The following is a 10,984-nucleotide window of genomic DNA, read 5'->3' as shown; positions in this document are numbered from 1 at the left end:
CCATCACTTTGTCCCAATTGCGCAGGCAGTTCCCAAAAGCATGAGCCTCGTCAAGAAATTCGCAACGGTCGCTTCCGGCACGCTGATGAGCCGCGCGCTCGGTTTCGGCCGCGAGATGCTGATGGCTGCTGCACTCGGTACCGGACCGGTCGCCGATGCCTTCAACGCCGCTTTCCAGTTTCCCAACACCTTTCGCCGGCTGTTTGCCGAGGGGGCCTTCAACGCCGCCTTCGTGCCGCTGTTCGCCAAGGAGATCGAGACCCACGGTACCGAAGGCGCCAAGCGCTTTTCCGAGGAAGTATTCGGCGTGCTGTTCACGGCGCTGCTGGCGCTGACGATCATCATGGAACTGTCGATGCCGTTGATCGTGCGCTATCTGGTGGCGCCGGGTTTTGCCGGCACGCCGGGGAAGTTCGACACCACGGTGACGCTGGCGACGATCATGTTTCCCTATCTGATCTGCATGTCGCTGGGCGCGATGATGGCGGGCATGCTGAATTCGCTGCGCCGCTATTTCGCCGCCGCAGTGGCACCGGTGTTCCTCAACATCATCCTGATCGGCGTACTCGCCTATGCCTGGTACAAGGGCTCGGATGCCCTCACAGTCGGCTACGGGCTGTCCTGGGGCGTGCTTGCCGCCGGACTGGTGCAACTGGCGATCGTCTGGGTGGCGGTGCGCCATGCCGGCATCTCGATCGGCTTTCGCCGTCCCAAAATGACGCCCGCGGTCAAGCGGCTGCTGATCCTGGCGCTGCCGGCGGCCATCACCGGCGGCATCACCCAGATCAACCAGCTGATCGGTACGGCGATCGCCTCGGCGCAGAACAGCGCGGTGTCCTCGCTCGCCTATGCCGACCGCATCTACCAGTTGCCGCTCGGCGTGGTCGGTGTTGCGGTGGCGATCGTGCTGTTGCCCGAACTGTCGCGGGCGCTGAAGTCGGGCAATCTGATCGAGGCGGCCAATCTGCAGAACCGCTCGGTCGAGTTCACGTTGTTCCTGACGCTGCCGGCAGCCGCGGCACTCTGGGTGATGTCTGAGCCGATCGTGCGGCTGGTCTATGAGCGCGGCGCGTTCGCCGCCAACGGCTCGACGCCGACGGTGGCGGCGATCCTGGCGATCTTCGGCCTCGGCCTGCCGGCCTTCGTGCTGATCAAGGCGTTCACCCCAGGCTATTTCGCCCGCGAGGACACGCGCACGCCGATGATCTTTGCCGCCATCTCGGTGGCGGTGAACGTCACCACGGCGCTGACGCTGTTTCCACGGATGGGGGCGCCCGGCATTGCGGTGGCCTCGGCCGTCGCCGGCTGGGTCAACGCGGTGATGCTGCTCGGCGTCTTGATCCGGCGCGGCCATTGGGGCCGCGACGTACCGCTGATGAAGCGCATTCCACGTCTGGTGCTGTCTGCCGTGGTGATGGGCGCTGCGCTCTATTTTGCCGAACACTGGTTCGCCATCAGGCTTGGGCCGGGCTCGCCGCTGGTGGTCAAGGCGGTGACCCTGCTGTCGCTGGTTGCCGGTGGGGCGCTGCTTTATTTCATCACCGCGTTTGCGACCGGCGGCGCCGATTTCGGCATGATCCGGCGCAATGTCGGACGGAAGGGATCGCCGCCTGTCAAGGAACAGTCTCCAGATCCGTGAGCCGGAATTATTGCAATGTCCCACCCCTCATTGCGACGATAGCGGCTGCTTCGACAAACATTAGTCTTCTCCAGACAATTCGTCGTAGACGGAGGGTGGCAAGGTGTTGCGCGCCTGCCCCCTCAGTTCAATTCCGAGTTCGGCCCGAAGCCGTGCCGCGGTCTCCAGCGGCGTCTCGCGGCTGCGCCTGCGGTGCAGTGCCTCTTGCATACCGACCACGCTGGCGGGGCGCTTCTGACCTTCAGATCCGGTGGGCATTCAAGGCGTCTCCTCCAAGGTCGCTATGTAATGCACCCGGCTGCCGCTCGCGTACATGATGAAGTGCTTGTTGCCAAAGCGGTCGTTTTTGACAGTGAGCGACGTAGTGAACCGCGGAGCGTTTCGTGGCAATGGGGTCGTGGCGACGAGTGGCAGATGGCTCGCGGCTAGCCGCGATAGAAGCACGACTAATTGCCCTTCGGCCAGCGACTTCTCTGGGATGGAATCCTCCCATTGATCGGGCGCCCCGTGGCGTACAATCTTCCAAACTCGCGCCAAGTATCCGGCCCCTGCTTTCCGCGAAGCATATAGGTGCTTTCGCATATTTCAAATTTCAAACCGAGACACTCCCGGTTTCTTGTCCCTGTTCCTTATAGTCTGCTCCAAGGCCCAATGGCCTCTTGATCCTCTCACCGCTCTCGTCCATAAGCGCGCCGTCGCAAGACTTTCGCCGCGCGCGGTTTCCAGCCGCGTGATTGGCTCCGAAAAGTCTGCAACTTTTCGGAATCACGCTTATACGGCCCTCCACAAGCCATGAGGACAATCATGACCGCCTTCAAGCCACTCGTCTTTTCCGGTGTCCAGCCGACCGGCAATCTGCACCTCGGCAACTATCTCGGCGCCATCAAGAAATTCGTCGCCCTGCAGGACACCTCCGATTGCATCTATTGCGTCGTCGACCTGCATTCGCTGACAGCTCAACTCGTTCATGAAGACCTAGCCGACCAGACGCGGTCGATCACCGCTGCATTCCTGGCCTCGGGCATCGACCCGAAGAAGCACATCGTCTTCAACCAGTCGCGGGTCATGCAACATGCGGAGCTTGCCTGGATCTTCAATTGCGTGGCGCGCATCGGTTGGATGAACCGTATGACGCAGTTCAAGGACAAGGCCGGCAAGGACCGCGAGAACGCGTCGCTCGGCCTGCTTGCCTATCCCTCGCTGATGGCTGCCGACATCCTGCTCTACCGTGCCACCCACGTGCCGGTGGGTGAGGACCAGAAGCAGCATCTGGAGCTCACACGCGACATCGCGCAGAAATTCAACAACGACTTCTCCGACCGCATCGCGGCCCTTGGTGTCGGTGTCGAGATGCAGGTCGGCGAAGAGACCGTGAACGGCTATTTCCCGCTGACCGAGCCGGTCATCGGCGGGCCGGCGGCGCGCATCATGTCGCTGCGCGACGGCTCCAAGAAAATGTCCAAATCGGACCCGTCGGATCTGTCGCGCATCAACCTGACCGACGATGCCGACGACATCTCGAAGAAGATCCGCAAGGCCAAGACCGACCCGGAAGCGTTGCCGAGCGAGCTGGACGGCCTGGCCGGCCGACCCGAGGCGGAGAACCTGGTCGGCATCTATGCGGGTCTCGCCGAGATGTCGAAGGCGGATGTACTCAAGGAATTCGCCGGCCAGCAATTTTCCGTGTTCAAGCCGGCCTTGGCCGATCTTGCAGTGGAAAAACTGGCGCCGATCGCCAGCGAGATGCGCCGCATTTCGGATGACCGCGCCTATGTCGACGCGGTGCTCAAGGATGGCGGCGAGCGCGCCGGCGTGCTGGCCGAAGCGACGATGAAGACGGTGCGCGACATTATCGGCCTGCTGCAGGGCTGATCGCGACATCGGGTGCACTGGCACAAGGCCGGCGGCTTGCCGCCGGTCCCCCGCAGTGGCAGATTGCGGCCGCAAGACACCGAGTAGATAGACATGGTCTCCAAACGCCTCAGCCGCGAAGCCGGCCATCGCAGGAAATTCCTGACGATCATCGACGACACGCCGGAATGCGAGCGCGCCGTCGCCTATGCCTCGAAACGGGCGCAGAGCACCAGCGGCACGCTGGTGCTGCTCTATGTCATCGTGCCGGACGATTTCCAGCATTGGCTGGGTGTCGAGAAGATCATGCGCGAGGAAGCCAACGCCACGGCACGCGCCGCACTCGACAGCTATGCCAACAAGGTGCGCCAGAAGCTCGGCATCGAGCCCGAGATGGTGGTGCGCGAAGGCAAGCCGACGGAAGAGATCCACAAATTGATCGAGGAAGACCAGGACATTGCCATCCTGGTGCTGGCCGCCGGTGCGGGCAAGGAAGGCCCTGGGCCGCTTGTCGGCGCCGTGGCCGGCAAGGGGGCCGCCTTCCCGATCCCAGTGACTGTGGTGCCGCAGAACCTGTCGGACGAGGAAATAGACAGCCTGGCCTGAGATTCTGCTCTTCAGGTGATGCCGGTCCGATTTTGGGCGCGAAAAAACATTCCGCCAGCCAGCTGTTCCGGCGATGCGTTTCGCTTGAATGTCCAGCCAATTGAGCCTATTTAGAATTATTCCAAACTAGATGCCCAAACGGGCACGGAGACGGCCATGTTCATCCAGACCGAATCGACGCCAAACTCGGCGACGCTGAAATTCCTGCCCGGCAAGGAAGTGCTTCTGGAAGGCACCGCCGATTTCCGCGATGCCGACAGCGCCGCCGTCGCCTCGCCGCTGGCCGGCCGGCTGTTCGAAATTCCTGGCGTCACCGGCGTTTTCTTCGGCTATGACTTCATCACCGTGACCAAGGATGGCCCCGACTGGCAGCATTTGAAGCCGGCGATCCTCGGCGCCATCATGGAGCATTTCATGTCCGGCGCGCCCGTCATGGCCAAGGCCGGCCCGGCCGCCGAGACCAGCCAGACCGGTGAGTTCTACGACAAGGCCGACGAGGAGTTGGTCATCACCATCAAGGAACTGCTCGATACACGGGTGCGCCCGGCGGTCGCCCAGGATGGCGGCGACATCACCTTCCGCGGCTTCGAGAACGGCACGGTGTTCCTGCACATGAAGGGCGCCTGCGCCGGCTGCCCGTCCTCGACGGCGACGCTGAAGCACGGCATCCAGAACCTTCTGCGCCATTTTGTGCCGGAAGTGCAGCAGGTCGAGCAGGTCTCGTAGAGACCTCCTTCTCGAGGCATTAGAGGCAAACAACAAAAAACCGGGCCGAATTGCCCGGTTTTCTGCTTGGGACGTCCGTTGTTGCCTAGACGGTCCGCGTACGAAAACTGCCTCTAGAGAACGATGACCTTGGCGCCGACCGAGGCGCGGTCATAGAGGTCGATAATGTCCTGATTCATCAGGCGGATGCAGCCAGACGACATAGCCTTGCCGATCGAATTCCACTCCGGGCTGCCATGCAGGCGATAGCCTGAATCACCGCCCTTGTTGAACAGGTACATGGCGCGCGCGCCGAGCGGGTTCTTCAGGCCCGGCTCCATGCCGCCGGCAAACTTTTCCAATTCCGGCTGGCGCTGGATCATCTGCCTCGGCGGCGTCCAGGTCGGCCATTCGCGCTTGAGCGCAATGTGGGCGGTACCATGCCACTCGAAGCCCTCGCGGCCGACGCCGATGCCGTAGCGAATGGCCCTGCCGTCGCCCTCGATGAAGTAGAGGAACTTGTTCTGCGTATCGACGATGATCGTGCCCGGCTTTTCCGGGCTGTCGTAGTTCACTTCCTGCCGATGGTACTTCATCGGCACTTTCTCGATCGGGATGCGCGGCAGCTGATAACCGGCGTCGGTGACCGCGCCGTAGTCGTTGGAGAAGATCTGCGAGCCGATGGTGCTGCAACCGGCGATAGCAGTGGAGAGCGCCAGTGCGGCGATGATTGCAAACGACTTCATGCGCATCAGGTGATCCGGTGCCCCGCCCAACTTCGGCGGCACGAGTCGGCCGCTCTCTCATCATCATTCATGCTGGCATTTGCTTTGCTTGCCAAGCGCGCGATGCCTATATGCCTGCCTTGACGTACCGGTAAGCGTATCACTATGGCATTTTGGCAACAGGGCTCACAGGATTGTGAAGCAAATTCAAGGGGCCTGCTCCATGGGCTCCTGGAAATCGAGGAGAACCGTCATGAATGTCGGTGACGCCGCCCACCGCTCCGGCCTGCCGGCCAAGACTATCCGCTACTATGAAGAGATCGGCCTGATCGCCCCGGCGCGCGCCGCCAACGGCTACCGCGATTATTCCGGAGACGACATCCATCGGCTGGCCTTCCTGCGCCGCGCGCGCAATCTCGGCTTTTCCATCGACGATTGCCGCCAGTTGATGGCGCTTTACCAGGATCGCAGCCGCGCCAGCCAGAACGTCCGCGAAATCGCCGCCGCCCATGTCACGGCGATCGAGGAGAAGGTGCGCGAGTTGCAGTCGATGCGCTCGACCCTGCAGAAACTGATCCATGCCTGCCACGGCGACGAAAGGCCGGATTGTCCGATCCTTGATGACATGGCGGGAGCGGCGTTGCTCAGCGACAGGGGCACCTCTGCGCCTGCATAATGACCCTACGTCGACGAGGCCCGCGCCTGGTCGACTCCTGCCGGGAGGACGTCCACAATGGTCTCGATGACCGTCGAACTGCGCAATGTGGAGGACACGCAGGCGGCCATGGGCTGGGCCGGCGGCCACACGATCATCGTCGACCGGCCCGAAGGCAAGGCCGGCAGCATGGGCCTGGGCTTCAATGGCGGCCAGCTGCTCGCCCTGGCGATCGGCGGCTGCTTCTGCAACGACCTTCGCTACGTCGCCGAGGAAATGGGCGTAACGCTCAACAAGATCGCCGTGACCGTGACGCTGAACCTCGAAGGCAGGCCTTTGCTCGCGACCTCGTCACCCATCACGGTTTCCTGCACGACGCTGGACGGCTCCGACCCGGCGGAGATCATCACAAGGGCCGCGGCGATTTCCACGGTCAGCAACTCCCTGCGCCAGGGCGTACCGGTGAGCATTGAAACGGACGCAACGGCGGCCGGCTTGTCGAAGGAATGATCCCCGGGAACAGGCGCATTTGGCCGCGTGGATTGTCAGAGATCGCTAAATAGGCCCACCGCCGGCACGGCAGAGCGATTGACCCAATTTTCTTCGGCATCTGGGCGCGTCAATCTGCCGCGCTATGTCTTCCCTTGTTGCAATGATCAACGATGGAGATTGGCATGGATCGGCGATTGTTTCTGACTGGAATGCTTGGGCTGGCAGGGGCTGCGACCGTCGTCGCAATCGCGCGTCCTGCCACCGCCTTGGCCGGCATCCCCAATACGGGGCCCGGCATTCTCGATGAACTCGACAAACCGTCCGACGACATTCTCGACCCGGATGGTCCCGATGTTCAGGACGGCGTCGAGTTCGTGCGGCACCGCAGGTGGCACCGCCGCCGTCGTCGACGCGGGTGGAGGCGGGTTTGCCGTCGCTATTGGCGCCACGGTTCCTGGCGCCGCAGGTGTTTCCGCAGATCCTTCTGGATCCACTTCTGACGAGACCTGCAACGCGAAGGTCCCGGAGTCCGCCGGCGCCTTCGCTATCGCTGTAGGCTTGAACCCAATCGGCAAAAAAGGCCCGCCGCCCCTCGGCAGCGGGCAGGTCCTGGAGTGCCGGGGGATCAACCCGGCATGGGATCAACGAGCGGGTCACCGGTTGGTTGCAGGGATCGGCCCGGTAGCCTTCCTTTGGGTGGACCGCCACCGGGCCTGACCGGAGCGGGGTGTATTGGGGGAGCCCCGGCTGCTTCGAAAATATCACCTTTCACTTATATTCGCTCTAGCTAATTAACAGGAGCGACGCAGCCCGGAGTGTAGCTGGGTGGGCCTCATCGGACAGGCGCGCGCCCTTGCAATCGACGAGACGCTGCGCCGCTCGCGGCGAGGCGCGATCACGGGAAAGTGAACGTGACGCCATCGTAGCGTTCTGATCATTAGATGCCTCCCGCCACTGGAGGTTCATCGAATGCCTGCTTATGCCATTCTTGCCCTGGCTATTGTCGGTGAGGTCATCGCGACCAGCGCGATGAAGGCCTCGGAAGGCTTCACCAGGCTTGGCCCGTCGATGTTGGTGCTGCTCGGTTACGCTGCGGCGTTTTTCTTTCTGTCCCAGGTGCTGGACCGTATACCGGTCGGCGTTGCCTATGCAGTATGGGCGGGCGGCGGCATTGTTCTGGTCGCGCTGGTCGCTTGGATTGTCTACGGGCAACGGCCCGACGTGGCAGGTTTTGTCGGCATGGGCCTGATCTTGGCTGGAGTGCTGGTTTTAAACCTGCTGTCCAAAACGGGCGTTCATTGAGGTCCGACAACTACACGATCGCCTACATAAAGGCGGTTATATATTTGACAGACCCAACGCCAAAATGGCCGGCACGGGTTGCCGGATGAATGATGATCCGCGCCGGCCACTGCGGCTTCTTTGAGGGGTTGCCGCCTGCCGGGAGCTAGAGCGCGCGAATTGGCCGGCAATTGAGGCCCAGCCGCTTGGTTAAAAACGTACAGTGAATCCTTATTGAAGCCACCTCACAGCGTATTAAAAATCCCAAGGTCACCGGCTACGGGTTAACGGCGCACCGGTGGTTGAGAGTAACGCTAAGCTCCCGCCCTTATGGATGGGAGGTTGGCCATGTCTCAGTTCGATAGCTCGGTATCGGCTTTTGACTGCGATATTTTGCGCAGCGCGTTCATAAAAATCGTCATCTAGAAGAACATTCCAGAGGACAAATGGCGGGCCGAGGGCCGAGCTTTTGATCCGGGAGTATACGGATAGCGACGACATCGAGCCCGGTTTAGCGGAATGGATCGCGCGGAAGTAGCCCGCGATGAAAGAGTGGAAGCCCGACGATTACCTGAAAGCGCACATAAAACAGGTTCAAACCGTGAACAGAATCTGGCATGGTGCCTGGCATGCCGATCATCTCCCCCATCCCCATCAATCCTCTCATCGACGGCCGCCAGTCCGAACGCGCCATGCTGGTGCGGCGCGGCGTACAGCGGCTGCTCATGGATATGGGCGCACATGTGTTGCCCGAGCTGTCGCTGGCCACGGGCCGCCGCGCCGACCTCGTCGCGCTGACCCGGCAGGGCGATATCTGGATCATCGAGATCAAATCCTCGATCGAGGATTTCAGGGTCGACCGCAAATGGCCCGACTACCGGCTGCATTCCGACCGCTTCTTCTTCGCCACCCATCCCGGCGTGCCCTCGGAAATCTTTCCGCAGGAATGCGGCTTCATCCTTTCCGACGGCTATGGCGCCGAGATCCTGCGCGATGCGCCCGAGCACCGCATGGCAGCGGCAACGCGCAAGGCGCTGATGCTGCGGGTCGCGCGGGCCGGCGCTTCGCGGCTGCTGGCGGCAGAGCTTGCCGGCGTGTCGGTGCCGGCGCTGGAGGGTGAGAGCGAGTAACGGCCGTCCTTCAGTCTATGACCGGCTCTGCTCTTCATCTTCCTCCACGCCACCCTTGGTGGGCGCCATGAGCAGCACGGCAGCACCCAGGATGGCGGCGATGAAGGAGCCGGCGAGGATGCCGACCTTGACCGCGTCCTGCAGCGCCACGTCGCCGGCGAAGGCGAGCAGGCCGATGAACAGGCTCATGGTGAAGCCGATGCCGCACAGCAGCGATATGCCGATCATGTGCGTCCAGCCGGCATTGGCGGGCAGGTCGGCAAGACCGAGCCGGATGGCAAGCGCCGAGGAGCCGAACACGCCGACCAGCTTGCCAACCACCAGGCCGGCGGCGACACCCAGCGTCAACGGCTCGACCAGTGCACTGACGCTGAGACCGGCGAGCGAAACGCCGGCATTGGCAAAGCCAAAGATCGGGATGACGACGAAGGCCACAATCTTGTGCAGGCCATGCTCAAGCCGGTGCAGCGGCGAATTGTCGAGATCGTGGCCGATCCCGGCGGAGCGCTCAAGCGGGATGGTCAGCGCCAGCGCCACGCCGGCGAGCGTGGCATGGACGCCGGATTTTAGCACCAGCATCCACAAGATGACGCCGAGCACGAGATAGGGAACCAGCGTCATCACCCGCATGCGGTTGAGCACGACAAGCGCGGCAATGACGGCGAAGGCAGCACCCAGATAAGCCAGCGACAGGCCGCTGGTGTAGAAGATGGCGATGATGATGACGGCACCGAGGTCGTCGATGATCGCCAGTGCTGTGAGGAACACCTTCAGCGAAGCCGGCACGCGGCTGCCGAGCAGCGACAGCACGCCGAGCGCGAAAGCGATGTCGGTGGCGGTCGGGATCGCCCAGCCGGACAGGGCGGCCGCATTGTCGCGGTTGGCGGCCACATAGACGAGTGCGGGAACCACCATGCCGCCGGCGGCTGCAATGCCGGGCAGCACGCGCCGGGGCCAGGTGGAGAGCTGGCCGTCCAGCATCTCGCGCTTGATCTCCAGTCCGACGAGCAGGAAGAACACCGCCATCAGCCCGTCATTGACCCAATGCGAGACGCTGAGCGGGCCGAGATAGGCGTGGAGCGCGGAGAAATAGGTTTCGGCGAGCGGCGAATTGGCGACGATCAGGGCCAGTGCCGCCGCCACCATCAGGATGATGCCGCCAGCCGCTTCACTATCGAGGAATTCGCGGAAGACGGAAACCGGCCGATGCTTCAAGTCCTGCATGTCGCCTCCGTCATGCCGTCTGTTTTGGCGGGCTTCGATCCCGCAAGATGGCAAACGGCGGCCTTAACGCGGCGCCCGCTTGGCCAGTATGCGCTGCAAGGTGCGTCGGTGCATGTTGAGCCGGCGCGCTGTCTCGGAGACGTTGCGCTCGCACATCTCATAGACGCGCTGGATATGCTCCCATCGAACGCGGTCGGCTGACATCGGGTTTTCCGGCGGCGCCGCGCGCTCGCCGGCGGTGCGGGTGAGTGCCGCGAAGATATCATCGGCGTCGGCGGGCTTGGAGAGATAATCGACCGCACCGAGCTTCACCGCGGTCACCGCGGTGGCGATGTTGCCGTAGCCGGTCAGGATGATGGTGCGGGAATCCTCGCGCTTTTCGCGGATGGCCGCGACCACGTCGAGGCCGTTGCCGTCGCCGAGCCGCATGTCGACCACGGCGTAGGCGGGTGGATTGGCGCGCGCCTTGGCAACCGCCTCCTCGACGCTCTCGGCCGTCTCGACCACGAAGCCCCTGGCTTCCATGGCGCGGGCCAGACGCGTGAGGAACGGCTTGTCGTCATCGACGACAAGCAGCGAGGTGTCCTCGCCTTCAACCATTGCGCCAATATTCTCGTCGCCTGTCATAGTCTCAAAATTCCTGCTGCCTTAATTTTACGCAAATATAGTTCCTGAG

At 62.6% G+C, this 10,984-nt stretch carries 13 protein-coding genes; 8 read left to right on the top strand and 5 right to left on the bottom strand.

Annotation, left to right across the window (positions count from 1 at the left end; translation table 11 throughout):
- Nucleotides 1-40 precede the first annotated feature (40 nt).
- Nucleotides 41-1,639, top strand: a complete 1,599-nt coding sequence (gene murJ, locus NKH52_RS00990) for a murein biosynthesis integral membrane protein MurJ (RefSeq protein ID WP_352729174.1) — start codon at nucleotides 41-43, stop codon at nucleotides 1,637-1,639.
- Between the two features lie 60 nt (nucleotides 1,640-1,699).
- Here the strand turns inward: murJ and NKH52_RS00985 are convergent, their stop codons facing one another.
- Nucleotides 1,700-1,897: a hypothetical protein gene (locus NKH52_RS00985; RefSeq protein ID WP_352729176.1), complete on the bottom strand. Its 198-nt coding sequence runs from the start codon at nucleotides 1,895-1,897 to the stop codon at nucleotides 1,700-1,702.
- A gap of 546 nt (nucleotides 1,898-2,443) precedes the next feature.
- On the opposite strand from NKH52_RS00985, the gene trpS reads away from it, so the two are divergent.
- From trpS to NKH52_RS00970, 3 genes are all read left to right on the top strand, one after another.
- A complete protein-coding gene (gene trpS, locus NKH52_RS00980) occupies nucleotides 2,444-3,511 on the top strand; it encodes a tryptophan--tRNA ligase (protein ID WP_352729178.1) in 1,068 nt (355 codons plus the stop codon).
- Between the two features lie 93 nt (nucleotides 3,512-3,604).
- Nucleotides 3,605-4,096 carry a universal stress protein gene (locus tag NKH52_RS00975; RefSeq protein ID WP_013528063.1) on the top strand — a complete coding sequence of 164 codons (492 nt, stop codon included), beginning with the start codon at nucleotides 3,605-3,607 and terminating at the stop codon, nucleotides 4,094-4,096.
- Between the two features lie 156 nt (nucleotides 4,097-4,252).
- Nucleotides 4,253-4,822, top strand: a complete 570-nt coding sequence (locus tag NKH52_RS00970) for a NifU family protein (protein WP_352729180.1) — start codon at nucleotides 4,253-4,255, stop codon at nucleotides 4,820-4,822.
- A 113-nt stretch (nucleotides 4,823-4,935) separates the two neighbouring features.
- On the opposite strand, the gene NKH52_RS00965 is transcribed toward NKH52_RS00970, so the two are convergent.
- The gene (locus tag NKH52_RS00965; protein ID WP_013528066.1) at nucleotides 4,936-5,553 is read right to left on the bottom strand and encodes a L,D-transpeptidase; all 618 of its coding nucleotides are present in this window, start codon (nucleotides 5,551-5,553) and stop codon (nucleotides 4,936-4,938) included.
- Nucleotides 5,554-5,779: 226 nt separating this feature from the next.
- Here NKH52_RS00965 and cueR point away from each other — a divergent pair, with 226 nt between their 5' ends.
- Both cueR and NKH52_RS00955 read left to right on the top strand, forming a co-directional pair.
- Nucleotides 5,780-6,202 carry a Cu(I)-responsive transcriptional regulator gene (cueR, locus tag NKH52_RS00960; RefSeq protein WP_352729182.1) on the top strand — a complete coding sequence of 141 codons (423 nt, stop codon included), beginning with the start codon at nucleotides 5,780-5,782 and terminating at the stop codon, nucleotides 6,200-6,202.
- A 57-nt stretch (nucleotides 6,203-6,259) separates the two neighbouring features.
- A complete protein-coding gene (locus NKH52_RS00955; protein ID WP_352729184.1) occupies nucleotides 6,260-6,691 on the top strand; it encodes an OsmC family protein in 432 nt (143 codons plus the stop codon).
- Nucleotides 6,692-6,837: 146 nt separating this feature from the next.
- Here NKH52_RS00955 and NKH52_RS00950 read toward each other — a convergent pair whose 3' ends face one another.
- On the bottom strand, nucleotides 6,838-7,122 hold the full coding sequence (locus NKH52_RS00950) for a hypothetical protein (RefSeq protein ID WP_352966471.1): 285 nt from the start codon (nucleotides 7,120-7,122) through the stop codon (nucleotides 6,838-6,840).
- A 520-nt stretch (nucleotides 7,123-7,642) separates the two neighbouring features.
- Between NKH52_RS00950 and NKH52_RS00945 the strand changes: the two genes are divergently transcribed.
- Entirely contained in the window at nucleotides 7,643-7,975 is a 333-nt protein-coding gene (locus NKH52_RS00945; protein WP_352729186.1) for an SMR family transporter, read from the top strand.
- Between the two features lie 608 nt (nucleotides 7,976-8,583).
- Nucleotides 8,584-9,084, top strand: coding sequence for an MmcB family DNA repair protein (locus NKH52_RS00940; RefSeq protein WP_023811626.1), 501 nt, complete (start codon nucleotides 8,584-8,586; stop codon nucleotides 9,082-9,084).
- Nucleotides 9,085-9,099: 15 nt separating this feature from the next.
- On the opposite strand, the gene nhaA is transcribed toward NKH52_RS00940, so the two are convergent.
- Both nhaA and NKH52_RS00930 read right to left on the bottom strand, forming a co-directional pair.
- Nucleotides 9,100-10,308, bottom strand: coding sequence for a Na+/H+ antiporter NhaA (gene nhaA, locus NKH52_RS00935; RefSeq protein WP_352729188.1), 1,209 nt, complete (start codon nucleotides 10,306-10,308; stop codon nucleotides 9,100-9,102).
- Between the two features lie 63 nt (nucleotides 10,309-10,371).
- Nucleotides 10,372-10,935, bottom strand: a complete 564-nt coding sequence (locus NKH52_RS00930) for an ActR/PrrA/RegA family redox response regulator transcription factor (RefSeq protein WP_013528072.1) — start codon at nucleotides 10,933-10,935, stop codon at nucleotides 10,372-10,374.
- Nucleotides 10,936-10,984: the final 49 nt, after the last annotated feature.

Source organism: Mesorhizobium sp. M1066 (assembly GCF_040318635.1).
Taxonomy (GTDB): domain Bacteria; phylum Pseudomonadota; class Alphaproteobacteria; order Rhizobiales; family Rhizobiaceae; genus Mesorhizobium.
The sequence above is the reverse complement of the archived record's forward strand: the minus strand, read 5'-3'. Positions and strand labels throughout refer to the sequence as shown.